Source organism: Streptomyces sp. NPDC032721 (genome assembly GCF_055579625.1).
On sequence record NZ_JBVIMX010000004.1, the window covers coordinates 314,669 to 338,137 of the forward strand.

A 23,469-nucleotide genomic window follows, 5' to 3' on the forward strand; every position below is an offset into this window, starting at 1 on the left:
TGGTGCGTGCCGTACGTGTGTGGCCTGGGCCGGGGCGGGGTCACCAGGGGGCTCGTTCCCTGGCGTCGCAGACGGCCTCCCACTCGGAGAAGGTGAGGCACTGCTCGGCGGTGCGCGCCCGGCGGGTCCGGTCTGCCTGCGCGAGCGAGGCGAGGATCCGGTCGCGGATGACGAAGCCGGGCGGGTCAGGCTCCGGCTCGACGGGCGGCGGCAGGCTGGTGAGGCGGGCCCGGATGGTGTCCATGGCGGCGAGGAAGGCGGCGTTGGGTGGAACCCCGGTAGGCGTGTCCTCGCCGCTGTCGGGGGCGGCAGCGGGCTCGTCGGAGCTGGCGGTCTCGTTCCAGCGGGCCATGATCATGCTGGCCGGGGAGGCCGGGCGTCTGGGAACGCGCCAGACCGACAGATCGGCGGCGAGGTCGGCCGCGGAGAGGCCGGCGGCGATCCAGGGCCGCAGGGCGAAGGCGAGGCGGCGCAGGCCTTCGCCCTGGGTCCAGGGCACCCGGGGGCGTACGAAGGCGGCGACCGAGATGGCGTGGGCGGCCTGGTCGGGAGTGGCCCGGTAGGGCTCGGGTACGTCGTGCCGGCGGCGAGACTGCGGCCGCGCGCCGCGGGGTGCGCTGGTGTTGTTCTTCTTCCCTCTCATCTCAGCTGTAGGACGTGGGTGGTTGGTCTTACAGGAAGGGGTGTCACGGCGGCGGGATGGGCGGGTGCGTCGGCGGGCGTCGGCGATGGCCAGCTGGCGTCCGTGGTCGGTGAATCCGATGTGCCGGGCGTGGTAGCCGTGGCCGCGTACGCGGTGGCCGAGGGAGTCGTCCCAGGCGCGTGGGACGACGGCGGCGTAGATGGTGGCGGTGCCGGCCCATTCGCCGCTTCCGGCAGGGCGGGTGTTGGTCCGGGTTCCGTGGACGGCCCACACGAGGAGGCCGAGTTCGCGCAGGACGGCGATGTGCCGCTCCAAGGTGCGCCGGCTGATGCCGAGGCGGCGCCACATGGTGTCGCGGCAGTAGGCGACGTGCCCGTCGGCGTTCAGGCGGGCGGCGAGGTCGCGGGCGACGCGCAGCGTGGTGTCGCCGGCTTTGGGGTGCAGACGGTGGGTGATGGCCCAGGTGGCGGCGCGCAGGAAGTCGCCGCGCCGGGTGCGCCGGGACGCGGTCGTGCCGATCTCCTGATCCGAGCGTGGACAGATCGGGATGAACCGGCTGTTCGGGGATATTCGGTTTTGTCCGTGCGGAGGGCACGGTGGAGCGGCGGCTGCTTGGACCGGCGCGTGGGCATGCTGCATCATGGGCAGGGCACGCCCTCCTTTCGGGCATGCGCGAGCCCCTCTCGTGGGGCTGGGTTCTTCGGGAACCAAGGTGATCCGCCCTGGCTGGGGCGGTGTTTGCCCGGTCTGCTGACCGGGTTCTTCACCGGGCGAGCTGGACACTCGCCGGGTGGTGGCAGAGGTGCGGTAGGCGGGCCGAGGTGCTGGACACACCGGAGGCTTGCTGCCGCGGGGCAGCCCACGGGGGACTGCCTGCTGTCAGGTCATGTGTTCATCGGACTCCAGGGATGCGGCGGTCACGAAGGTCAGTGGCCCATGCCGGCGCCGCCGTCGACGGGCACCACGGCCCCGGTGATGTAGGCGGCCTGCTCGGAGGCGAGGAAGGCGACGGTCGCGGCGATTTCCTCGGGGCGGGCAAGGCGGCCGAGCGGGATCTGAGTCTTGAGGTTCTCGAGCTGTTCGTCGCTCAGCGCCTCGCTCATGGACGTCTCGGTGAGGCCGGGGGCGACCACGTTGAAGGTGATGCCGCGGGAGCCGAGCTCGCGGGCCATGGAGCGGGCGAAGCCGACGAGGCCGGCCTTGGAGGCGGCGTAGTTGGCCTGGCCGCTCTCGCCGCGCAGGGCAACGGCGGAGGAGATGAAGATGACCCGGCCCTTCTTGGCTCGGAGCATGCCGCGCGAGGCGCGCTTGGTGACGCGGAAGGCGCCGGTGAGGTTGGCGTCGACGACGGAGGTGAAGTCGTCCTCGGTCATGCGCATCAGGAGCTGGTCCTTGGTGATGCCGGCGTTCGCGACGAGGACCTCGACAGGGCCCTGCTGCGCCTCGACCTCCTTGAACGCGGCGTCGACCTGGTCGGCGTCGGTGATGTCGCAGCGGACGGCGAGCAGGCCCTCGGGGGGTTCGCCCGAGCGGTAGGTGATGGCGACGCGGTCGCCGGCCTCGGCGAGGTGCCGGGCGATGGCGAGGCCTATGCCTCGGTTGCCGCCGGTGATCAGGACGGAACGGGACACGAGATGGCGCCTTTCTGTAGTGCTTCGTGCGGGTTTGTAGTCAATCAGCTGGCCCGGCGCGCGCCGGACCGGGTGAGGTGTCCGCTCATCGCCGCTGCGGTGTCCATCACGGCGGCCACGTACCGGGCGCGGGTGGTGGCCCGGCGCATGGGAGCGTCCTTGGCCAGCAGCGCGACGGATCCGGCGACGGCTGAGCCGTACCAGATGGGTGCCGCGATCATGGTGCGACCCGCCAGAGGTGACGGACTGATCGCGTGACCTTCCTCACGGATGTGCGCAATGTCGATCTTGTTACCGCCGACCGATCCGAGACAGGCGAAGATCGCCAGGCCGGCGGCGTCAGACTCAAGGGGCGCTGATTCAAGAGACCGCAAAGCGAACTGAGGCGATGTAAGGACCTCGTCTACATGTGGCCCGTATGCCCGTTCCGCGCAGATCCTCATCGGAGTGCCGATCAGGTCCGGTCGGTAAACAAATGCGAGCTGACCAGTTCTCGACTGTAGTGTGACGATCTCGGCCCTCACGGCAGGAGAGGACCGGCCAGCCTGGAGGGGCTGGGAGGGTGTTGACGAGGGGGGACCGTGCAGCGCGTCAGCCAGTGCGTAGCCAGCACGCGGCCCGAGCTGCTCCACGGCACCTTCCCGCGTCAAGGCTTGCAGATACCGGTGGGCGGTCGCTGCGGGAAGATCCGCGGACTTGGCGACCGAGGCCAGGGGGTGTTCACCCGGCCCAAGGCTGATCAGCGCTCTGAGCACCGCCATGGTGCGTCCCACGGCTCCGCCGACGCCACCAGCATGGTCGGCCTGGTCGGACGGGGTGGAAACAGGCTGCAGCAACGCGAACTCCCCCTCGCGGTTGTGGAGGACCCTCGCGTCTCCCACAACGCGGATTCGATCCAATGGCCGATTCTTCCTGGCCAAGATCTCGCTCACCAGGCTCTGAATTTTCCGGTCCTCGAATTTCAGGAGCGAGCGCTTCCGGTATATCGCGAGGCCGGCACGGGGATGGCACCACGGGGAAGGGTTGAAAGTTGAATCAGAAGGAGGCGTTGCAGCAGCTGCTGCAATGGAAGCGCGGACAGATAGACCCCGTCGAGCTCGGCTGGCCCAAGCGCACGGGCCGGGGCCGGCGCTCGCGCGGACTGTCGCAGGCGCAGGTGGCGCAGGCACTTTTCGTGACAGAGAGGACCTACGCCGAGTTCGAGCGCGGCAACACGTCCCAGCCGAGCACCGAGTTCCTCGACAACGTGGCCACGGTGCTGCAGATGAACGAGCGCGAGAGGAACGTGCTCTACGTCTACGCGCTCGGCTACGAGCCCCCGTTCCCCATGGACCCATGCGCGGGGACCAACGTCGACCCGGCGTGGCAGGTAGCCGTCAGCCGCATCTCGGGTCAGCCCTGTTACATCAACGACGTCGCCTGGAACGTGCTGGCCGCGAACGACGACTTCAAGCGGATGTTCCCGCAGCCCGAAGGGCGGGAGGCCCCGGAGCTGCCCGAGCGCAACCTGATCCGGTGGATGCTCCTGCGGGAGGACGCACGCGAGCACCACCTGGTCGACTGGGACACCCGATGGGCGCCGCAGGTCGCGGCCCAGTTGCGCACGGCGGTCGCCGCACACCCCGAGAACGAGGATCTCCAGCTGCTCGACAAAGAGGTCAACGACGACCCGGTAGCGGGGCCTATCTACCGTGACCACAGCCTCGCGTACATCCACCCCGACGGCGACGCGCGGCCGATGCGGCACGCCGGCTACGTAACCCCACCCGGCACCGAGGACTTCCGTACCCGCTGCTGTGAGCGGCACGCACCGTCCCAATTGGGCACCGTCACCATGTGCGCCGCCCAGCCGTTCGGCAGCCCGGGCGCCCGGTTCTTCCTGCTCCCGTTCGTGCCCCACCACTGACATCGCGCCCGCGACCGCCCTGGAGGAGGGATTTCCCCCGGGGCGGCCGCGGCACGACAATGCATGCCCATGGCAACCACTGACCTGAAGCAGATCACCCCCGGCATCTTCGCCTGGCAGCCCGGCGACAAGGCGACCTGGGGCATGGCCAACTGCGGTCTCGTCGTCTCCGAGGGCCAGGCCCTCGTCGTCGACACGCCCTACACCCCCGCCCTGACCGACACCTTCCTGACCGCGGTCCGCACAGCCGCAGGCCCGGATGTTCCGCTGGACCGGGTCGCCGTCACCCACGCCAACGGCGACCACACCTGGGGCCTTGAGCAGCTGCCCGGCGCTGAGGTGTTCGCCACTCACGCAGCCCTCGAGCACCAGTGCCTGGAGCCGAAGCCCCAGCAACTCCAGGCCCTCATCCACGACACCGACCCCGGCCAACCGCTCGGTTGGTACTTCCGGGAGCACTTCGGCAAGTTCGACTTCGCCGGCATACAGGTCCTGCCGCCGACCACGACGTTCACCGGACGCCACGACCTCACGGTCGGCCAGGTACCCGTGGAACTGCACGAGGTCGGTCCGGCCCACACGGTCGGCGACCTCATCGTCCATCTGCCCGAGCAGCGCGTGGTCTTCGCCGGCGACATCGTCTTCGCGGGAGACCACCCCTCGCACTGGGCCGGCCCGCTGGAACGCGTCTCCGCCGCCTGCACGAAGATCTTGGAACTGGATCCCGAGTGGATCGTCCCCGGCCACGGCCCGCTCATGACCCCGGCCGACCTCCGCGAGTACGTTGCTTACCTCGACGACCTCGCGGACCAGGCCTACCTGATGCACGGCCAGGGCCGGACCGCCATCGAGGCGGCGCGCATCTTGATCAAGGAGGACCGCTACCCCGGCCTCGGCCTGGCCGAGCGGCTCGCCATCACCCTCAGCACCGAGTACCGCCACCTCGACCAGGACTCCGCCGCCCCGGACCTGCTGGAGCTGATGGACCACGCGGCACGCATCGCCTGGGACCGCTCCTCAAACGGCCCGCACCCGCTCTGATCCGCTCCTGGTAGCCGCGCCGCGCCCATTCCGGCACGTGAAACAGCGCGGCCGCCACGTTCCGGTCATTGAAATATGAACCGCCTTGTGTGGCGTGAGAGCTTGCTCCACGCTCCCCGGGCCGGTCAACTACCGACGTCGGCGCGCCGTGCACGCACGGGGGAGCGCCGCCCAGGCACCGAGGGCACTCCCACGCCCATTGACGTGCGCGGTCGAGCAGCACGCGTTGCTGGACTCGATTCCGGATGCCGCCGCCGGCCCCCCGGCGGCGGCATCCGCTCGTAGCCGCCTCGCCCAGGGAGAGTTCATGAGCCCCGCCGCCATCGCCTTGCCGGTCCCCGCCGCCGTCCCCGAGTTCCTCGCGCCCCGCATCGAGCACCTCCGCCGCACCCTGCGCGCCGGCCGACGCGAGGAGGCCCTCAGGCTCGCCCAGACGATCAGCGGCGAACTCGCCGAGAGCCACGGGCCCCTGCACCACTACACCCTCCACGCCCTCGAGCTCGTGGCCTTCTGCGCCCAGCTCGCCAGGCAACCCACCATGGCCACTGAGGCCTCGGTCTACACGGCTGCGGGCTGGCAGCGGGTCTTGGATGCCGAGCACCCTCACATTCGCCGGCAGGCCCGCAACGGCGCCGCCTCCTGGCTCACCATCACCAACGCAACCGACGCCGTCAGGACCGGCACCAGCCTCCTGGAACTGCTGCAGTCGCTGTACGGCAAGGACCACCCCTCCACCCCCTTCGTCGAACGGCGGCTTGACGCCATCGCTGGCGCCGACCAGGAGGCAGCAGCAAGGGCTCTTCGTGCCTCCGGCCCAGCCCTGATGATCAAGCCCTGAGGCCCTGATCAAGGCGTTCCCAAAAGGCCCACGCCATCGGCATATACCGGAAGTGCGGCTACAGGAAAAAACGAGACCTGGCTGCATCTGATCTTTGTGGCCAGAATCAGCCTCGGACTGATCGCGTTGTGGGAGACGCCCAGTCCCAGACCGCGAGGGGGATTTCGCGTTGAACCAGACCACCGTCGGCTCCACGACCAGGAACGCCAGCTCCACAGGCAGCGCCGGCGCCGTTCCTGTCGCGCCCCTCGGCACCCCCGAAAACGGACCCGCGCCCGCTGCGATGCAGCACGCCGCCGGCATGCCGAACGGCGCCACGCGGCCGGCGGTGCCCAGCCTCGCCGTACGCCCTGCGCCTTCCGCCGGCTGCCGCCGCGCCGTGGCCTGAGGCATCGCCTCCGTTTCCTACGATCCAAGCCGTCACCACTACTCACAAGGGGGATACGCCAGTGTCGATCTCAAACGCTTCCGGCACGCACCGCTGGCTGCGCCGAACGGTGGTTGCGGCCACGACTCTCGGCATCGCCGTCACCGCCGTCGGTTGCAGCGGAGGCGGGGAAAAGAAGGAAACCGCCTCGCCGAGCCCGACCGTCTCCAAGAGCGCCGATCCGCAGGCCGAGGCGAAGAAGGCGGTCGAACAGACGTACCGGAACTACTGGGATGCCCAGACCAAGGCGTTCGAGAAGGTCGACGTTCGTGACACCGGCTTGGAGAAGTACAGCTTCGATCAGGCCTACTCCAAGGTCCTTGCTGACGTGGCGAACATGAAGATCAAGGGCAGCGCGATGCGCGGCGCGCCGCAGATCAAGCCCGAAGTCACTGCGGTGAGCCTCGACGAATCCCCGAAGAAGGCCACCATCACAGACTGCGTCGACGTCTCCAAGTGGACGCTCGTGGACGCCAAGACTGGCAAGGAGCTGGAGCTTCCGAAGAACCGCCTTACGCGATTCGTCGTCAGCGCCTCGGCACGCACCGTCGGCGACGAGTGGAAGATCGTTGAGCTGACTCGTCAGGACCGCGCATGCTGAGACGACGCGCTGCAGCGCTCTTCACCGCCCTCGCGGCGCTCCTGAGCGTCCTGGTGCTGGCGATGCCCGCCAGCGCCGATGGGGGCGGAGGCGGCGGCACGGATGTGGGTCACTGCGACAACGACTGGGTCTGCGGCGGCGTCGAGATACCCGGCGGCAACGGAAAGCCTGGCACCGGAGGCGGCGGAGGCGGCGGTGGGGGAGGCGGCGGAGGCGGCTCGTCCGAGAAGACGTGTGCCACCGGCGCCACCAGCTACCACCAGTGGCCTTGTCACATCGACGGCATTGGGACTCTCGATGAGTCCAAGATGTGCTACATCGGGCTCGCCAATCCCCAGCCGCCCAAGTCGGATCCGGTCTGGCAGGGGCACACCACCGGCGCGATCTACTACTACGCCTGCCTGTCCCAGACCCACGGACTGCCCAACGGACAGAACGGCGGTTTCGTGCAGTGGCACGAGACCAACCCGCTCGAGACCGGACCCTCGGCGGCCGAGCTCGCCCAGCAGGCGTTCGCACGGATGCGCTTGGACGGCGCGAAGATCGGCTCTGCACCGCCCGCCGGCGCCAAGGGCCTGGTCGGCCTCCCGGTGTGGCTGTGGACCGCGCAGTCTCCGCAGACGTGGGGCCCTCAGACCATGACGGCCTCCGCCGGCGGCCTGTCGGTCACGGTGACGGCCAAGGTGAAGAGCATCGCCTGGGCCATGGGAGACGGCACCACGGTCACCTGCACCAAGCCGGGGACGCCGTACCAGAAGAGCTTCGGCGACACCGACTCCCCAGACTGCGGCCACCGCTACTCCAAGGTCGGCGACTACACCATCACGGCCACCAGCACGTGGGCCGTGGACTGGACCGCCACCAACGGCGAAACCGGCACGATCCCGGACACCACCCGCAACTCCTCGACCACGGCCCGCATCGGCGAGCTCCAGGTCGTCAACTAGTACGAGGAACGACGAAGACGATGGCGACGACCCTCTCAACGCGAAAGTCCAAGGGCGCCAACGCAGCGGCCGCGCCCCCGACGGGTCCCGTCCCGATCACGCAGGACGCACCTCGGCGTCGCCGCCGGCCCGTGGTGGTCGGCGCCGGACTGGCGCTGGCCGCAGTCGGCGCGCTCCTCGCCGTGTGGCAGGTCGACGAGGCCGGCAACCGCGTTCCGGTGATCGCGCTGGCTCACAACGTCAAGGCCGGGGAGACGATCAAGAAGAGCGACCTGGTCGTGGCGCAGGTTGCTCCCGACGCCGCGCTTGCGCCGGTGCCCGTCAGCCGCAGCGGCGACATCGTCGGCAAGACCGCGGCCGCCGACCTGCCCAAGGGAACGCTCGTGACCGACGCCTCGGTGCACGAGGGCACGCCGGTGGCCAAGGGCCGCGACACCGTGGGCATCCTGGCCAAGCCTGGACAGCTCCCGGCGCAGCGGCTGCGTACCGGGGACGCGGTCGCGCTCGTCCACACGCCGCAGGACGACGCTGAGGCGGCGAAATCGGGCACGCAGAAGGCGCCGGACAGCATCAGCGCTGTCGTCGTCGGCCTGTCGTCCCCCGACGCGAACGGGGCGATCGTCGTGGACGTCGCCGTCGCGGGAACGGACAGTCCGTCGCTTGCCACCTGGGCGGCCAAGGGCGCGGTGACCATCGTGCTGAAGGCGGCCGGCTGATGTCGGTCATCGCGCTGGTGTCCGGCAAGTCCTCCGGCGTCACCTGCTCCGCGCTCGCCCTCGCTCTTTCCTCACCGAAGCCCTCACTGCTGGTGGAGGCCGATCCGGCGGGCGGCACGATCCGTGCCGGCTACCTCGGTGGAGAAGGCAACGCGTCCACCGGCCTGCACCGCCTGGCGGCTGCGGACCGGCAGGGCACGCTCGCCCGCGAGTTCAGCCAGCACTTCGTGAGCCTGGACCGCGACAACACCGGGCAGCGGCTGCTCCTGCCGGGTCTGACCGACCCCACTCAGGCTGCCTCGCTCAGCCGCACCTGGGAGCCGATCTCCCGGCTGCTCGGCGTAATGGACCAGACCGGGCACGACGTGATCATCGACGCCGGACGCATCCTGACCGAGTCCGAGACCCGGCTGTCCACGACCCGCTACCCGACGCCGCTGCTCCACCGCGCTGACGCCGTGCTCATGGTGGTGCGCAGCACCCAGGCATCCATCGCTGCGGCGGCGCCGGCCATGCGGGTCCTTCGGGAGGAGCTGGCGCACCACGGAACGGGCTCCGACGCGCTCGGACTGCTGCTGATCGAGGAGGGTTCCTTCAACTCCAGCCAGGTGCAGCAGTATCTGCAGGCCCCCGTGGTCGGCATGCTCGCATGGGATGCGGACAGCGCCGACGTCTTCACCCACGGGGCCTACAAGAAGCTGCCGCGCACGCTGCTGCGCTCGGCCCGGACGGCCCACCAAACAATCAACGAGCTGGTGACCAGGCGCCGCGTACAGCTGCAGCCGGCCGCGCTGCCGACGGTTGCCGGGAGGGCATCATGACCGACACCAGGCCGGAGTCCCCGGCCAGCCTCGACGCCCTTTTCGCCCAGGCCCTCGGCGAGCAGCCCGCACAGGGTGCGCCGGTCCTCCGACCGGTTCCCCCCCAGGTGTCCCCGGCCAGCCTGCCCCAGAGCGTCGTCCCTGTCCCCGATACCTCGGCCCCGACCACGTTGCCGGTCGGTCACGAGGTGCTGGCCGAGCTGCGTTCCCGCGCCAGTATGAAGATCGGCGAGGCCGCGGGCGCCGATGCCTCCATGAGCGAGGAGGACCGTCGGCAGCGCGGTCAGTCGATCATCGTGCAGGTCGTCTCGGAGTGGGCGACGAAGTACGCGGCCAGCGGCCAGGACCTGACGCCCCAGCAGGAGCGGGCGGTCCGTGAAGCGGTCTTCGACGAGCTGTTCCGCGCCGGCCGTCTCCAGCCGCTGCTGGACGACTCGCACGTCGAGAACATCATCATCTACGGCGACAAGGTCCGCGTGGACTACGCCGACCGTCCGACGCGCACCTGGGACCCGATCGCGAAGACCGACCGGGATCTGATCAGCCTCATCAACCACCTCGCGCGGATGCAGGGGCAGGGCGAGCGCGCGTTGACGCCTGCTACGCCGAACCTGAACCTCCGGCTGGCCGACGGCTCCCGCCTGGCGGCCTCGGCGTACGTCACGCCGCGGCCGAGCATCGTGATCCGCCGCCACCGCACCCGCGGCCAGGGCTTGGACGACCTGGTGCGCTGGGGCACGATCGACGCCTCCCTTGCCCACTTCCTGCGGGCTGCGGTCAAGGGCCGCAAGAACATCATCGTGGTCGGGTCCCAGGGCGTTGGAAAAACGTCTCTGCTGCGAGCCATGGCCCGCGAGATCCCGAGCAAGGAACGAGTGGGCACCCTGGAGTCGGAGTACGAGCTCTACCTCCACGAGGACCCTGATGGCCCGGAAGTCGTCGCCTACGAGGGACGCGAGTCCAACGGCGAGCGCGGCCCGGACGGCAAGCTCCAGGGCGAACTGACCCTGTCCGACCTGTTCCCGCAGCTGCTGCGTATGTCGCTGCGGCGTGTGATCGTCGGCGAGGTCCGCTCCAAGGAAGTCGTGCCGATGCTCCACGCGATGAACGAAGGCGAAGGCGGGTCGATGGCCACGCTCCACGCCCGCAGCCCGCAGCTGTCGATCGAGCGTCTGGCCACCCTGTGTCTGGAGGCCGGCATCGGCATGACCGAGGCCCTGGCCTACCGGCTCATCGCGCAGGCCGTCGACTTCGTCGTCTACGTACGCCTGGTCGACGAGACCGAACTCGTCGGCCCGGACGGCCAGCACGGGCGCAAGCACCGCTTCGTGTCCCACGTCATGGAGATCACCGGCATCGGTGAGGGCGGCCGCCCCTCCCACCAGATGGTCTTCGCTCCGCGCGAGCAGGACGGTCGGCGTGAGCCGCGGGCCGTGCCGCACGGCAACATCTCCCAGACCTGCCTGGAGGACCTGGTCCGGGCCGGGCTGGACCGCAGCGTCCTGCAGCGGCCGTGGGGAAGCTGGGGCGCGCCGCTGGAGACGGTGGTGCCGCTGTGACGATCACCCTCAGCTCCCTGATCGCCGCACTCGGCGGACTCGCCGCCGTCGGGGGCCTCGTCCTGGCCGTGGCCGGCGGCGTCGGCTGGGCGCCGTCGACGACGGTGCGCCGGCGCAGCCGCCTGGAGCGCAAAATCCGCGCCTTCTTCGTCAAGGACGCCCGCACACCCACCTCGTGGTGGGCACGCGGACAGGCTCGGCTGGCCGGCGCCGTCCTGGCGGCCCTCGGAGTGTGGCTGTTCACCGGCTGGCTGACCGGCGGACTCGTCACCGTCGCCGTCGTGCTGGGTCTGCCCTGGCTCCTGAACACCTCCGGCAGCGGCAAGACGCAGATCGACAAGCTCGAAGCGATCGAGGAGTGGGTGCGGCGCATGTCCGACATCCACACCGTCGGCGTGAGCCTGGAGGCCACCATCCAGCGCAGCCTGGAGACCGTGCCCAAGGCGATCCGCGAGGACGTACGGCTACTGGTCTCGCGCCAGCAGTCCGGCTGGGTGCCCCAGGACGCCTACCGGGCCTTCGCCGACGACCTCAACGATGCCATGGTCGACGAGGTGGCCGCCCTGCTGATCCTGCACGTCGAGGACCGCGGCAGCGGCCTGAGCAAGGCCCTGCGCGAACTGGCCGACGCCCTCCAGCACGAGGTCCTCGCGCGCCGCGAAGTCGAAGCCGACCGGCAGAAGCCCCGTACGAACGACCGCTGGGTGACCATCTTCTGCCTGGGCATCTTCGGCATCACCGCGTTCTCCGGCACCTACGTCGAGCCCTACAACACACTCACCGGGCAGCTCGTGCTCGCCTTCGTCGGCGTCGCGTTCGTTCTGGTCAAGATCTGGATGCGCCGCATGGCCATCATCGAGCCCGCACCCCGGTTCCTGTCTCCCGCCGACCGCGCTGGCGGCCAGATCGCCGAGGAGGCGCCGTGATCTTCTCCCCCTACGCCGTCGTCGGCGGCGCCGTCACCGGCCTCGGCCTGGTGATCGCCGCCCGCGGCATCCTCCCCGGCCGGCCCGACCTCAGCGACGTCCTCAACCGAATGGACGCCACCCGCCTCGAGAACCTCGACCGCAACCGGGACAGCCAGCCCAACACCCTGATGGAGAAGGCCGGCGCGTTCCTGCTGCGCACCGCCGGGGAAGGCACCCTGCGCCTGCCCCGCCAGCAGCTGGAGCTCGTGGGCCGCTCCCCCGCCGCCCACCTGGGCCGCAAGGTCGGTCTCGCCCTGTATGGACTGCTGCTGCCGGTACTGGTGGTGACCCTGGCGAACCTGGCCGGCTACCCGCTGCCGTTCGCGATTCCGGCCATCGCCGGTCTCGGCCTCGCGGTGGTCTTCTGGCTCCTGCCCGACCTGCAGCTCAAGCAGCAGGCGGTGGAGGCCAAGGAGGACTTCCGGTACGCGGTCAAGGCATACCTCCGGCTGGTCCAGCTCGAACGCGCCGCGGACGCGGCCCCGACCCAGGCCCTGAAGAAGGCTGCCGAAGTCGGCGAGGGCTGGGTCTTCGCAAAAATCCGGGACACCATCACCCGCGCCGAACTCGAAGGCATCAGCCCATGGGAGGGGCTCAAGCGCCTTTCCATCGAGCTTGACGTCTCCGAACTCGGCGCACCGGCCGACATCATCGCGATCGCCGGCGAGGAAGGCGCAGCCGTCGGCGACACCCTCGGCGCGCAGGCCAAGTCGCTCTCCGGCGCCCTGGTGACCTCCGCGAAAGCCCAGGCGAACATGGCATCCGAAAAAATGGTGATGCCCGTCGCGATGCTCGTCCTGATCATGACTGTCTACATCGGCTACCCCGCGCTTTCGCGGATCATGGCCAGCTAATTCCGTTAAGAGACAAGGAAATTCACGATGGGCACCGACCCGAACTTCACCTTCCTGAAGGCCTTCTTCAGCGCCCGGATCGACCGGCTGCGCAACGTCCGCGATGACCGCGGCGCCATATCGATCGAGACCATGATGATCATCGCCGGTCTCGTCGTCGGTGCCGCCGTTGCCGTGGCGATCATCGCCGCGAAGATCAACGAGAAGGCGGCAACGATCAAGTGACCCGCCTCCGCAGGGCCGTACGGCGCTGGTCCCGCGCGCTCGCCGAGGGCGACGCGCGGGACCGCGGAGCCTTGTCCCTGGAGATGCTGATCGTCTTTCCCGTCGTGCTCCTGGCGATCCTGCTGGTCGTGCACGTCGGGCTGTGGTGGCACGCGCGCAATGTGGCGATGTCGGCCGCCCAGCTGGGCGTGGAGTCGGCCCGCGTCCGCGGGGCGTCCGCAGGCACCGGCACCGCCGAGGCCCGCGACTTCCTCTCCCGGGCCGGCGGCAGCATCTCCGGCCTGTCCGTCAGCGGAAGCAAGGGGGCGACGGTGCGGATCCGGGTCACCGGCTACGTCGACACGATGATCCCCGGCCTCAAGCTCAAGATCGACCAGCACGCGGACGCGGCCGCCGAGCGCATCACGGAGGCCCGATGACCGTCATCCGGATGCTCAAGGACGATCGCGGCGCGCTGTCGCTGGAAGCGGTCATCCTGTTTCCCGTCCTCATCATGGTGCTGCTGCTGGTCGTCGCGTTCGGCCGGATCGGATCCGCCAGCAACGCCGTCGACACCGCCGCCCGCAACGCCGCGCGCGCCGCCTCCCTGGAACGCAGCGGCGGCTCGGCCAGTAGCGCCGGGTCGCAGATGGCGCGCAGCGTGCTGGGACAGCAGGGCCTGGAGTGCACCTCCACGTCCATCTCCATCTCCACCGGCGGGTTCTCCGCCCGGATCGGCGAGCCGGCCTCCACCACCGCCACGGTGACATGCACGGTCCGGCTCTCCGATATCGGCTTGCCCGGACTGCCCGGTTCCAAGACTCTGACCAGCAGCTTCACCTCGTCGATCGACTCCTACCGCCAACGCGGCTGACAGGACCACCGCATGACTCCCGCCCGCTCAGCTCTCGCCCGCCGGATCCGCCGCGCCCTGCGCGATGACCGCGGTTCGATGAGCCTGTTCGTTCTCGTCACCGTCGTGGCGCTGTTCCTCGTAGCAGCGCTCGTCTACGACGGCGCCGGCAAGCTGCGGGCCCTCACCCGCGCCGAGGGCATTGCCCACGAAGCCGCGCGGGCCGGCGGCCAGGCGGTCGACGCGGGCAAGGCGATCTCCGGCGGAGGCGTCACCGTCGACCGCAACGCCGCCGTCGCCGCCGCGCGGACCTACCTCAGCCGCGCAGGAGTCGGCGGCACGGTGAGCGTGAGCGAGGACGGCGGATCCCTGGAAGTGACCGTGACCGAGTCGTACAGCGCCGTCTTCCTCGGCGGGGCCAGCGGCACAGTCACCGGCCACGGCAGCGCCAACCTGGTCTACCGGGGGTGACGATCATGAGAAACCGCAGTACCGCAGCCCGACTCGTCCGCGCGCTCTTCGCGCTGGTGGCTCTGATCGCGCTCCTGGCGGGCGTGCCCGCCGTCCTGCTCGGTATCGGGGTCCTGCCCGACCACGTCCCCGGCTTCGACGAGATCACCACCGCGCTCACCAGCCCCGACTCCGGCCAGCTGTTCCTCGGTGCCGTCACCCTCATCGGTTGGTACGGGTGGCTGAGCTTCGTGGCCTCGGTCGTCCTGGAGACGGCCGCCGCGCTGCGCCACGTCCGGGCGCCCCGGATCCGCATGCTGGGTGGATCCCAGCAGCTCGCCGGCGCGCTCGTCGGCGGCATCCTCGTCCTGCTGCCGGCGGGCACCGCGATGGCCTCGCCCGCGAGCGCAGCCCCCGCCACCGTGGCGACGGCCAGCGTGAGCGCCGACGCCCCCACAGCCGCCACCGCATCCAAGGCCGCTTCGTCCGCGGCATGGGACGGCCCCGTCCATCACGTGCAGGACGGCGACACCCTGTGGGACATCGCGGAGAAGCGTCTGGGCGCCGGAATCGAGTGGCACAGGATCGTCGACGCCAACGAAGGCGTACGCCAGGCGGACGGCTCCCTCGTCACCGCCGACACCACCGTTCTGCAGCCCGGCTGGACCCTGCGCCTGCCCGCCGACGCCTCGCCCGCGGCCTCCGCCGATCAGGGCGGAGCCCGTCCGCAGACCGCTGGCTCCACTGCCGCCACGGCCGAGACGCACACCGTCCGCGCGGGCGAGACGCTGACCGGCATCGCCGAGGACGAGCTCGGTGACGCCGACGCCTATCCCAAGATCGTCGAGGCGAACAAGGGAGTGAAGCAGGACGACGGCCGCACCCTCGGCGACCCCGACGAGATCTACCCGGGCTGGAAGCTGAAGATCCCCGCTCAGGCCGGCGCCGACCACAGCGACCGGAGCGACTCAAAGCCGGACCAGGCGCAGCCGCCGCACGAGCAGCCCGCCGACCCGGGCAAGGCCCAGGAGCGGCCCGGCGCCGAGCAGACGCAGCCGCCCGCGCAGAGCAAGCCCAACCCGGGCGCCGACCAGGGCAAGGGGGAGAAGGGCGAGACGGCCCAGACCCCGGGAGCAGACAAGGGGAAGCAGGACGGTGGGCAGCCGACCGCCCGGCCGGAGGCCCCGAGCGAGCAGCCGGCCGTGCAGAGCCCGGCACCCGACCCTGAGCGGGAGCAGCACGGCACGCCCACCCAGGCGCCCGAGGCGCACGAGACCGCGGAGACCGCCGACGGCGAAGACCAGAGCGTGCAGACGATCGCGGCGGCGGGGAGCATTCTGGCCGCGGCCGTCCTCGCGGTCGTCGCGACCCGTCGGGCGCGCCAGCAGCGCCGCCGGCGGCCCAAGCGGCGCATCCCGATGCCCTCCGGTGCGACCGCCGACTTCGAGAAGCAGCTGCGCGTGGCGTCCGACATCGCCGGCACCGCGCTGGCCGATCGCGCCCTGCGCACCCTGGCCGCCAACTGCCGGCAGGCCGGCCAGCCGCTGCCCGAGGTCGAGGCGATGCGCATCACCGCGCGCGGCATCGAGCTCCACCTGGCCGCCGTCACCCCGCCCGTCGCGCCGTTCACCGAGCATGACGACAACCCGACGGTGTGGGTGTGCCCCGCTCGCGGTGCGGTTCTCCTCGATGAGGACGAGGCCGCCGACATCACGGTGCCCTACCCGGCTCTGGTGAGCCTCGGCGAGACCGAGGAAGGCGACGCGGTCCTGGTCAACCTGGAGGCCGTCGGCCTGCTGCGCCTGGCCGGCAGCCCGGCCGACGTGCGCGCGGTCATGCTCGCTCTCGCCGTCGAACTGGCCTCCTCCCAGCTGGCGCCCGACACGCAGATCGTCCTCGCCGGCGCCGGCAGCGATCTGCACCACCTCTACCCCGACCAGATCGAGCACCACGGCGACCTCGCCACCGCCATCACCGACCTCCAGGCGCACGACGCCTTTCAGCGTCAGGCCCTGACCGACGGCGGCCACGACCACCTGCGGGCCGCGCGGCTCAGCGAGGACGGCGGCGACACCTGGGTCCCCCGCATCCTCATCGCGACCGCGGCGCCCGCCGACGCGGCGGCCGCCGAGCTCGAGGACCTTCTCGCCTCCCGGCCCCGCACGTCGGTCGCGGTCGTCACCGCCGCGGGCGGTGAACTCGACCTACCGGGCGCCTGGACCCTGCCCGCTCAGCCCGGCAGCGTCGTCGAACTGCCCGACCTGGGCCTGGCCGTCAAGCTCCAGCACCTGGACGCCGACTCCTACGACCGGCTCGTCCGGCTGATCGCCACCTCCAGCCGCACCGACGACGTCGCCCCGCCGGCCTGGACCGGGCACACCGGCCCGGCAGACATCAACGGTCCCCGCCCCGCCACTCCGGCTGGCGAGGCCTCCGCGCTCGCACCGGAAACCACCGCCGCCCCGGCGGTGAGCGCGGTCGCCGTCCAGGGCAGCAGCCTGGCGACCGCCCTGCCGGCCTTCACGGCCTTCTCCCCCGACTTCTCCTCCGACGACGCACCGGTCGACGACGAGCGCCTGGACGACGAGGACGAGGGCAGCGCCCTGTCCCCCGCGGTCGCATGGCCCGCCGACGATGAGGAGCACGAGGAGCAGGCCGAGGACACCGCATCGGCCGAGCCCTCCGACTGGGACGACGCAACCAAGCCACAGGAGGACGCCGAGACGGCATCCGCACTCGGCGAGGACGTCTGGGAAGGCTCCGGGCCGGACGACGACTTCGACACGGTCCTCGAAGAGGTGCTGGCCGAGCAGGAAGAGCAGCCGCAGGACGACGAGGCAGGATCCGGCCTTTCCGCGGCCGCGCTCGGCGAGGGCCCGGGCGAGGAGGAAGAACCGCAGGCAGCCCCAGCGCCGTCCGGCGAAGAGGACGGCACGGAGTCCGCTCTGTCTCCGGCCACCGACGGCGACGCCGCGGCAACCGAGGCGGCCCCGGCCGCACGGATCGTCCCCCGGCCCAGCGCCGCGACCTCCACCGTCCTGGCCGCGCTGTCCACTCCGCCCGCCGAGCCCGTCGGCCCCCAGATCCAGGTCCTCGGCCCGGTCGCACTGACGGGAACGCAGGGACGCGTCAGCAGCGGCCGGCGCAACCACCTCATGGAGATCGCCGCCTGGCTCGCGCTCCACCCCGGCCTGAGCCGCCAGGACCTGGACAACGCGATCTGGCCCGGACTGCGCAGGACCGCCAGCACCCGCAACACCGCGGTCTCACGCCTGCGTGCCTGGCTGGGCCGGGACCCCAACCTGCCCGCGGAGGACCCCCGCAGCGCCTACCTCCCCGACGTCACCGACGGCGTCTACCAGCTCGGCCCCGCCGTCACCTCGGACTGGGACTGGTTCAAGGAGCTGTACCAGCAGGGCATGCACCACGACGGACAGGACGCCGACGTCGCCCTCGCCCAGGCCCTCGCCCTCGTACGCGGCCGGCCCTTCGCAGACGTCGACCCGTCCAAGTACACCTGGGCCGAGGCGGACATCCAGGAGATGATCAGCGCCATCGTCGACGTCGCCCACGAGCTCGCCGAACGGCGCCGCCACGTCCGCGACTACCGGGCCGCAGCACAGGCTGTCACCAAGGGCATGCTCGTCGACTCGCAGTCCGAGCTGCTCTACCGGGACCTCTTCACGATCTGCCACGAGATGGGCGACCGCGAGGGCCTGGAGCGCGCCGCCGCCCAACTGGCCCGGATCAACGCCGAGGAGGGCGTCGACTCCTCGCCCGAGACCGTCGGGCTGCTGCGCACGCTCCTCAAGGGCGAGAGGATCCAGCCCACTTTGGGGTCCGCCGCCTCATGACCACGACCCGCCCGAAATTCACCGACCTCCGGTGTCACACCGCACCGCTCGATCACACCTGTAGAGAGCGAGGGGCCTCTTCGGCCGTTCAACCGACGAAGGAGACCGCGCACATGAGCCGCCGCCGGCAGTACGCCGCCGTCCCGCCCGCCGGGCCCACCACCCCGGCGGCCCGCTCCGGGAAGGAGGGCCGCCGATGACCATCTTCCAGTGGTCGCTGTCCGCCGGCCTCGCCGTGGCAGGGATCGGAGCCGCGACGGCCGTTGCCCTGCTGCTGGGCAGCCGCCGCCGCGCCGCGGAGCAGCACGTCACCGCCGAGGAGCGCGCCGCGCTCGCCCTCCAGCGCCGCCACGCCTGGCAGCGCCGCCTCGCCGTGATCGCACTCGGCGTCGGCTGCCTGATGATGTTCGTCCTCGCGGGCATCGCCGCCTGGCTCTCCTTCGGGGCGCAGCGCGAGTACGCCCACGCGCACAACGGCGGCAACTGGGACGCCGCGACAGGCTTCGCGTTGCTGTTGGACGCCGGCGCCCTCAGCCTCTCCCTCATCCGCTTCTTCGAGGCCCTGACCCTGCGGTCCAGCGCGATCACGCGGATCCTGCTGCTCGCGTTCGTGTCCGCCTCGGCTGCGATGAACCTGCTCCACGCCCCTGGAGCGGGAGCCGGCAGCGCCTTCCTTGCCGTAGTCCCGCCGCTGGTCTACGCGGTCCTGCTCGAGATGCTGCTGTACAAGATCGAGCAGGTCATCATGGGCCGGCAGAAGCGCCGCAAGGCCGACAGGGAGCGGGCCTACAGCCTCCTGCTGTGGCTGCCCTGGCCGATCGGCGCGCCGGTCAGAATGTGGAAGGCGTGGCGGTCCGAGCTCATGGCGACCGTCGACAACGTCCGCGTGATCGGCTCCCACCGCCCCCGCCCCTCCACCGCGTCGGCCACGGCCGAGGTGATCCTGGAGCGTGCCGACCCGGCCGCCGCCCAAGACACCGCCATGGCGCCGGCCAACGCGCTGCCGGGCAGTGCCCCGCAGACCACCACCGAGAAGGCCGCAGAGGCCCTGTCGAGCAAGGTGGCACCACCCGCCGCTTCGGCCTCCGTACCGGCCATCCCGCCGCCGTACGAGCCGGAGCCCACCACGACGGACGACCAGAAGGCCCCGGAGCCGACCGCGGTGGCCGAACCGCGCCCTGCGGCAGTTCCCGAGGCGGAAGCCGCCCCCGAACCGGAAGCTGTTCCCGAGGCGGAAGCCGCCCCCGAACCGGAAGCCGTCGCCGAGCCGAAGGCCGTTCCCGAGCCGGAAGCAGAGCAGGTCCCGGAACCTGAGCAAGAGCCCGTGGAGGACGTGGAGGCAACCGTCGAGGAGCCGGCGCCTCATGGCGGCCAGGACGCGGAAGACGAGAAGGAAGAAGAGCACGAGGGCGAGAAGGAGCCCGAACCCCAGCACGACACCCCGCCGGAAGACGAGGAAGACGAAGAGGTACGGGAGCAGTTCCGCATCGAGATCGACCTGTCGGTGCTTCCGAAGAATCTCACCCAGCGGCAGCGGGCCGAGCGGATCTACATCGCCCACCAGGCCGCCGGTGTGGCCCTGGCCCAGGCCGACCTCGGCAAGTGGGCCGGGTACAAGAACCCGAACAGCGGCGGCAACGAGTATCGCCGACTGGAGAAGGAATACGGCCCCATCGTGGTCCGCGAGGGCGCAACCCACGTCGACCTGAACTGGTCCCACGAACCGGTGGCGGCCTGACCTTCTGGCTCCCCTCTCCCCGGCCGGTATGCCGCGCCGGGGAGAATGCCCTGTCGGACCGTGCGGGTAGCCTCAGGGACGACACCACACCGGGTACGAAGGGGGGCGGCCGGTGAGCAGCCGCTGGCATCGAGCGATCGCCGAGCTGAATGCCCAGGGCGACGCAGCCCGGGCCGCCGCCCAGCGCGTGCATGACGTTCCCAGCGAGCAGCGCACGACCGCCGTCGCGATCTCCTACGTGGCCGAGGCCGACTATCTGCGCAGCGCGAGCACGCTGCTGCAGGCGCATCTCGCCGACCGGCGTCCGCCTCGGCGGCTGCCGGTCGCCCGCGTCTGGCCGATCCTGCGCGACGTGTGGAAGGACCGGGCGTTGAGCCGGCTCGGCGGGGTATGGCGGGCCATCCCCCGGGACGCCGCCCTCGCCCGGATGCGCACCGCCCCGTCCGACCCTCTCCTTGCCGCCGTCATCGACCAGGCCGAGGCCGTGCAGGCCAGCCTCCGGGGCGACCGGAACGTCAACAGGCTGTACGAGTCGTACATCCCTGATCATCAAGGCAACCCGGCCACTGGTCGGCTCGGGGTGGGGCGGACGGCTCCCACACTGCCCGGACTTCCCGACCCCGGGCATCCCCTCAACCGCGCCTTTCCCCGCAGCGGGGCCACGGGCATGCGGGTTCAGCCCGGTCGGGAGGAGGAATTCCACCAGCTGCACACCGACCGGTTCGCTGTGCATGCACGGGCCCTGGCCTTCGGCGACGCGGTGCTCGCCCTCCTGGTCGAGTACCGGGCGGAAGGCGTCTTGCCGGAGGCGGGACGCCTGCGCGGGGCCGGTCGGTGGGTGAGGCGTGAGCAGCAGCTGGTGCCCCGGGTGGCGAAGTGGCCGACGAGGCTCAACGGCTACCAGGGCATGACGCTGGCCGCGCTCGGCTGGCTGGTGCTCGCGTGCACCGGGCTCCCCCTCACTTTCGGGCAGCGTGCCGACCTGTTCTCGCACTACGCCCTGCTGTTCCTGGCAGCCGGCGTCATCGGCGGTACCGGGATCGCCCTGGTCTACCGGCATGCACCGAAGCTGACCACCGCGCCCGGGCCACGTGCCGTGCTGCCCGGGATCGCGGCGGCCGCGCTCGCCTTCACCGTGTGGCAGGGCCAAGGTCCGGTCGCCGACTACTACTTCGCCGGCCCGTACGACCGCTACGACCGCGAGTACGCGAACGGGTGCCTCGCCGCGAGCCCCTACCGGCACGATGGCGTCCAGGCCATGGTCGACGACGGCGTGCTGACCGTCACCCCCGTCGAGGGAGGCCCGACGCTGCGCCTGGGGCCGGCTAAGGACGGCAGTACGCACCCGCTGCGCCCGCTCGACCGGGCGACCCAAGTGGTGCTCGACGAGTACGGGTGCTGACCCGGCCCGATCGGCCACGGGATGTCCGTGCGTGGTGACAGACTGATGGATCAGCCGCCGCGACCGTCCGAACCAAGCCACCGCGGTTCAGCCGTAGCCCTGGCCCAGTTCCAGGGCAGGAATGAGTACTTCGGCGGCAGGGCAGTCGAGACACGCCTTCGCTCCGGGGCGCATCAGGGCATCCAGGGCTTCGAGGGTGCCGATCTCGCGTCCGCCTCCGGCCGCGGCCGGGCAAGCGGCGTCATGAACGACCGTGCCGCGGCGGCCGGCGGGCCGGACGATCCAGCCGGTCGGCTTGGGTGGAGGCAGAGTTCTCGGGTCTCGGTGGTTGGGGATGGCCGACAGGTCGACTCCGTCGATCGGCCGCAGCTGCTGATCGGTGACCCAGACCGAGTACTCGGCAGGTTCGACACCGTCCTGCGTGGCCACCCATGAGGGCATGCCGATGCGGTAGCGCCACGGGCGCCCCTGGGCGCTCCTGAACCGCTCGTACAGACGTACCTCCACGGTCTGCTCGTCGGGCAGGACGAGCAGAATCCGCGCAGGCGGCGGCTCCAGGCGATCGTTCACCGGCTACGCCGTTCGGGTCTGCTCCAGCGCCCGGGCGTACCGGCGCAGACCTTCCAGCCGGGCCCTGCTGCCGGTATGCGCCCAGTAGGGGTGGAAGAGGACCTGTGCGGACAGGTGCAGCAGTCGGCGACGCCGCGCTGTGGGGGAGCTGTGGGGGTTGGTGGCGAGCGCCCGGTAGGCGCGGAGGCAGGCGATCTGCGCCTGGACGAGGTCGGTGGGGTAGGTGTGCTGCTCCATGAAGCAATTCAATCAGGTGTTCGAATTACTCTTCGAGTCCTCCGCAGCGCCCGAGGCTCGTGCCGTCTCGTTCGGCCGCCGGCCCGTCCTCCACGGCGTCGTCCTGCTGGGCGGAGGCGGCTCAAGCACAACGGGCGCGCGGGGCGTGCCGGGCGTAGGAGTGGAGGGTGCACCTGTCTCCGCCCATCGAACCGATGCTGGCCCGCCCCGTCACCGCACTGCCGGCTGCGGGCGCCAGGCCCGCGCTGTTCGAGCAGAAGGCCGACGGATTCCGGGCGCTGCTGTTCGCCGGTCCGCAGCCGTTCCTGCAGTCCAGGCGGGGTGCAGATCTGGGCCTCGCCTTTCCGGAGCTCCTTACGGCTGCGGCCGCGGTCGGCGTCGAGGCGGTCTTCGACGCCGAGCTGGTCGTGTGGGGAACAGACGGGCTCGACTTCTCCGCGCTGCAGGAACGGGCCCGGCGTCGGGGTGCAGCGGCCAGGCAGGCGGCGCTGGAACGGCCGGCTCACCTGATCGTCTTCGACGTGCTCGAGTTGTCCGGCGCGGTTCTCCTGGATGAGCCGCTGCGGCGGCGCAGGGCCGCCCTGGAGGACCTGTTCGCCGAACGCCGACTGACGGCACCATGGGCCCTTTGCCCGCAGACCTCCGATCGGGAGGTCGCCCTCGGCTGGCTGGACCCAGTCTGGGGAGCAGCCGGGATCGAGGGTTTGGTGATCAAGGATCCGGACTCCAAGTACCGGCCCGGAGAGCGCGGATGGCTGAAGCTGCGGACCCGTATCACGGTGGAGGGGATCGTCGGGGCAGTCACCGGAGCCGTGACCGCGCCCCGCAGTCTCCTGCTCGGCCGGCTCGACGCGGCTGGCCGACTACGCCTGGTCGCCCGCTCCACGCCGCTTCCCAGGAAGGCGGCCGCCGAGCTGGGAGCCGTCCTGCGGCCGGCGGGAGAAGAGCACCCTTGGTGGGGGCGGACATTCTCGGCCGGGTGGCGGACGAAGGAGCCGCTGGTGTTCCGGCCCGTGGTGCCTGACCTTGTCGCCGAGGTTGAAGCCGACACCGCCCGCGACCTGGGCCGGCACCGCCACCCGGTGCGCTACCTGCGGCTTCGGGAGGACATGTCCCCCGGTGAGGTCCGGGCATGACTCCTCGCCGCGCGGCCGGTCGCCAAACTGCCGGCTGTGCCGGGGCAGAGCCCGGCCGGCTCGGCCCTCATGG

General features: G+C 71.0%; 23 protein-coding genes and 1 pseudogene. 18 read left to right on the forward strand and 6 right to left on the reverse strand.

Features of this window, described 5'->3' with window-relative positions; all coding sequences use genetic code 11:
- Nucleotides 1–40: 40 nt before the first annotated feature.
- The 4 genes and pseudogenes from ACZ5PB_RS11720 to ACZ5PB_RS11735 form a co-directional block, all read right to left on the reverse strand.
- The gene (locus tag ACZ5PB_RS11720) at nt 41–1,285 is read right to left on the reverse strand and encodes a hypothetical protein (RefSeq protein ID WP_468690079.1); all 1,245 of its coding nucleotides are present in this window, start codon (nt 1,283–1,285) and stop codon (nt 41–43) included.
- A 284-nt stretch (nt 1,286–1,569) separates the two neighbouring features.
- The gene (locus tag ACZ5PB_RS11725) at nt 1,570–2,274 is read right to left on the reverse strand and encodes a beta-ketoacyl-ACP reductase (RefSeq protein ID WP_468690081.1); all 705 of its coding nucleotides are present in this window, start codon (nt 2,272–2,274) and stop codon (nt 1,570–1,572) included.
- A 44-nt stretch (nt 2,275–2,318) separates the two neighbouring features.
- Nucleotides 2,319–2,495 (reverse strand): hypothetical protein, encoded by a 177-nt coding sequence (locus ACZ5PB_RS11730; protein WP_468690294.1) that lies wholly within the window; start codon nt 2,493–2,495, stop codon nt 2,319–2,321.
- Between the two features lie 459 nt (nt 2,496–2,954).
- Nucleotides 2,955–3,035: pseudogene (locus ACZ5PB_RS11735) on the reverse strand (helix-turn-helix domain-containing protein); the annotation flags it as partial.
- Nucleotides 3,036–3,304: 269 nt separating this feature from the next.
- Here ACZ5PB_RS11735 and ACZ5PB_RS11740 point away from each other — a divergent pair.
- The 17 genes from ACZ5PB_RS11740 to ACZ5PB_RS11820 all read left to right on the forward strand — a co-directional run bounded on the left by ACZ5PB_RS11740 (nt 3,305) and on the right by ACZ5PB_RS11820 (nt 21,453).
- Nucleotides 3,305–4,180, forward strand: coding sequence for an MmyB family transcriptional regulator (locus ACZ5PB_RS11740; protein ID WP_468690083.1), 876 nt, complete (start codon nt 3,305–3,307; stop codon nt 4,178–4,180).
- A 69-nt stretch (nt 4,181–4,249) separates the two neighbouring features.
- Nucleotides 4,250–5,221 carry an MBL fold metallo-hydrolase gene (locus ACZ5PB_RS11745; protein WP_468690085.1) on the forward strand — a complete coding sequence of 324 codons (972 nt, stop codon included), beginning with the start codon at nt 4,250–4,252 and terminating at the stop codon, nt 5,219–5,221.
- Between the two features lie 307 nt (nt 5,222–5,528).
- On the forward strand, nt 5,529–6,059 hold the full coding sequence (locus ACZ5PB_RS11750; protein WP_468690087.1) for a hypothetical protein: 531 nt from the start codon (nt 5,529–5,531) through the stop codon (nt 6,057–6,059).
- 449 nt (nt 6,060–6,508) lie between these two features.
- A complete protein-coding gene (locus ACZ5PB_RS11755) occupies nt 6,509–7,087 on the forward strand; it encodes a hypothetical protein (protein WP_468690089.1) in 579 nt (192 codons plus the stop codon).
- Nucleotides 7,081–8,034 (forward strand): ATP-binding protein, encoded by a 954-nt coding sequence (locus ACZ5PB_RS11760; RefSeq protein WP_358476172.1) that lies wholly within the window; start codon nt 7,081–7,083, stop codon nt 8,032–8,034. Before ACZ5PB_RS11755 ends, ACZ5PB_RS11760 begins: the two co-directional genes overlap by 7 nt.
- A gap of 20 nt (nt 8,035–8,054) precedes the next feature.
- Complete coding sequence (locus ACZ5PB_RS11765; protein WP_468690091.1) at nt 8,055–8,750, forward strand: SAF domain-containing protein; 696 nt, start codon at nt 8,055–8,057, stop codon at nt 8,748–8,750.
- Nucleotides 8,750–9,571 carry a hypothetical protein gene (locus ACZ5PB_RS11770; RefSeq protein WP_468690094.1) on the forward strand — a complete coding sequence of 274 codons (822 nt, stop codon included), beginning with the start codon at nt 8,750–8,752 and terminating at the stop codon, nt 9,569–9,571. The genes ACZ5PB_RS11765 and ACZ5PB_RS11770 overlap by 1 nt, the downstream gene beginning before the upstream one ends.
- Nucleotides 9,568–11,130 carry a CpaF family protein gene (locus ACZ5PB_RS11775; RefSeq protein WP_468690096.1) on the forward strand — a complete coding sequence of 521 codons (1,563 nt, stop codon included), beginning with the start codon at nt 9,568–9,570 and terminating at the stop codon, nt 11,128–11,130. The genes ACZ5PB_RS11770 and ACZ5PB_RS11775 overlap by 4 nt, the downstream gene beginning before the upstream one ends.
- Complete coding sequence (locus ACZ5PB_RS11780) at nt 11,127–12,056, forward strand: type II secretion system F family protein (protein ID WP_468690098.1); 930 nt, start codon at nt 11,127–11,129, stop codon at nt 12,054–12,056. Before ACZ5PB_RS11775 ends, ACZ5PB_RS11780 begins: the two co-directional genes overlap by 4 nt.
- Nucleotides 12,053–12,952, forward strand: a complete 900-nt coding sequence (locus ACZ5PB_RS11785) for a type II secretion system F family protein (protein ID WP_468690100.1) — start codon at nt 12,053–12,055, stop codon at nt 12,950–12,952. Before ACZ5PB_RS11780 ends, ACZ5PB_RS11785 begins: the two co-directional genes overlap by 4 nt.
- 27 nt (nt 12,953–12,979) lie before the next feature.
- Complete coding sequence (locus ACZ5PB_RS11790) at nt 12,980–13,177, forward strand: hypothetical protein (RefSeq protein ID WP_358476181.1); 198 nt, start codon at nt 12,980–12,982, stop codon at nt 13,175–13,177.
- Nucleotides 13,174–13,596: a TadE/TadG family type IV pilus assembly protein gene (locus ACZ5PB_RS11795; protein ID WP_468690102.1), complete on the forward strand. Its 423-nt coding sequence runs from the start codon at nt 13,174–13,176 to the stop codon at nt 13,594–13,596. The genes ACZ5PB_RS11790 and ACZ5PB_RS11795 overlap by 4 nt, the downstream gene beginning before the upstream one ends.
- A complete protein-coding gene (locus tag ACZ5PB_RS11800; protein ID WP_468690104.1) occupies nt 13,593–14,030 on the forward strand; it encodes a TadE/TadG family type IV pilus assembly protein in 438 nt (145 codons plus the stop codon). Before ACZ5PB_RS11795 ends, ACZ5PB_RS11800 begins: the two co-directional genes overlap by 4 nt.
- Before the next feature lie 12 nt (nt 14,031–14,042).
- Nucleotides 14,043–14,480 (forward strand): pilus assembly protein TadG-related protein, encoded by a 438-nt coding sequence (locus tag ACZ5PB_RS11805; protein ID WP_358476185.1) that lies wholly within the window; start codon nt 14,043–14,045, stop codon nt 14,478–14,480.
- Nucleotides 14,481–14,485: 5 nt separating this feature from the next.
- The gene (locus tag ACZ5PB_RS11810; RefSeq protein ID WP_468690106.1) at nt 14,486–18,313 is read left to right on the forward strand and encodes a LysM peptidoglycan-binding domain-containing protein; all 3,828 of its coding nucleotides are present in this window, start codon (nt 14,486–14,488) and stop codon (nt 18,311–18,313) included.
- Nucleotides 18,314–18,509: 196 nt separating this feature from the next.
- Nucleotides 18,510–20,051 carry a DUF2637 domain-containing protein gene (locus tag ACZ5PB_RS11815; protein ID WP_468690108.1) on the forward strand — a complete coding sequence of 514 codons (1,542 nt, stop codon included), beginning with the start codon at nt 18,510–18,512 and terminating at the stop codon, nt 20,049–20,051.
- 112 nt (nt 20,052–20,163) lie between these two features.
- A complete protein-coding gene (locus tag ACZ5PB_RS11820) occupies nt 20,164–21,453 on the forward strand; it encodes a hypothetical protein (protein WP_468690109.1) in 1,290 nt (429 codons plus the stop codon).
- An 87-nt stretch (nt 21,454–21,540) separates the two neighbouring features.
- Here ACZ5PB_RS11820 and ACZ5PB_RS11825 read toward each other — a convergent pair whose 3' ends face one another.
- Nucleotides 21,541–22,023, reverse strand: coding sequence for a DUF6233 domain-containing protein (locus tag ACZ5PB_RS11825; RefSeq protein ID WP_468690112.1), 483 nt, complete (start codon nt 22,021–22,023; stop codon nt 21,541–21,543).
- Nucleotides 22,024–22,026: 3 nt separating this feature from the next.
- A complete protein-coding gene (locus ACZ5PB_RS11830; RefSeq protein ID WP_468690114.1) occupies nt 22,027–22,260 on the reverse strand; it encodes a hypothetical protein in 234 nt (77 codons plus the stop codon).
- A 167-nt stretch (nt 22,261–22,427) separates the two neighbouring features.
- Between ACZ5PB_RS11830 and ACZ5PB_RS11835 the strand changes: the two genes are divergently transcribed.
- Nucleotides 22,428–23,396: an ATP-dependent DNA ligase gene (locus ACZ5PB_RS11835; protein WP_468690116.1), complete on the forward strand. Its 969-nt coding sequence runs from the start codon at nt 22,428–22,430 to the stop codon at nt 23,394–23,396.
- Nucleotides 23,397–23,469 lie beyond the last annotated feature (73 nt).

Excerpts from the sequence above, each read along its gene's own strand:
- ACZ5PB_RS11720 (WP_468690079.1), bottom strand. The coding sequence starts at position 1,285 with ATGATGCAGCATGCCCACGCGCCGGTCCAAGCAGCCGCCGCTCCACCG.
- ACZ5PB_RS11730 (WP_468690294.1), bottom strand. The coding sequence starts at position 2,495 with ATGATCGCGGCACCCATCTGGTACGGCTCAGCCGTCGCCGGATCCGTC.
- ACZ5PB_RS11745 (WP_468690085.1), top strand. The coding sequence starts at position 4,250 with ATGGCAACCACTGACCTGAAGCAGATCACCCCCGGCATCTTCGCCTGG.
- ACZ5PB_RS11750 (WP_468690087.1), top strand. The coding sequence starts at position 5,529 with ATGAGCCCCGCCGCCATCGCCTTGCCGGTCCCCGCCGCCGTCCCCGAG.
- ACZ5PB_RS11760 (WP_358476172.1), top strand. The coding sequence starts at position 7,081 with ATGCTGAGACGACGCGCTGCAGCGCTCTTCACCGCCCTCGCGGCGCTC.
- ACZ5PB_RS11765 (WP_468690091.1), top strand. The coding sequence starts at position 8,055 with ATGGCGACGACCCTCTCAACGCGAAAGTCCAAGGGCGCCAACGCAGCG.
- ACZ5PB_RS11770 (WP_468690094.1), top strand. The coding sequence starts at position 8,750 with ATGTCGGTCATCGCGCTGGTGTCCGGCAAGTCCTCCGGCGTCACCTGC.
- ACZ5PB_RS11775 (WP_468690096.1), top strand. The coding sequence starts at position 9,568 with ATGACCGACACCAGGCCGGAGTCCCCGGCCAGCCTCGACGCCCTTTTC.
- ACZ5PB_RS11790 (WP_358476181.1), top strand. The coding sequence starts at position 12,980 with ATGGGCACCGACCCGAACTTCACCTTCCTGAAGGCCTTCTTCAGCGCC.
- ACZ5PB_RS11800 (WP_468690104.1), top strand. The coding sequence starts at position 13,593 with ATGACCGTCATCCGGATGCTCAAGGACGATCGCGGCGCGCTGTCGCTG.
- ACZ5PB_RS11805 (WP_358476185.1), top strand. The coding sequence starts at position 14,043 with ATGACTCCCGCCCGCTCAGCTCTCGCCCGCCGGATCCGCCGCGCCCTG.
- ACZ5PB_RS11810 (WP_468690106.1), top strand. The coding sequence starts at position 14,486 with ATGAGAAACCGCAGTACCGCAGCCCGACTCGTCCGCGCGCTCTTCGCG.
- ACZ5PB_RS11815 (WP_468690108.1), top strand. The coding sequence starts at position 18,510 with ATGACCATCTTCCAGTGGTCGCTGTCCGCCGGCCTCGCCGTGGCAGGG.
- ACZ5PB_RS11830 (WP_468690114.1), bottom strand. The coding sequence starts at position 22,260 with ATGGAGCAGCACACCTACCCCACCGACCTCGTCCAGGCGCAGATCGCC.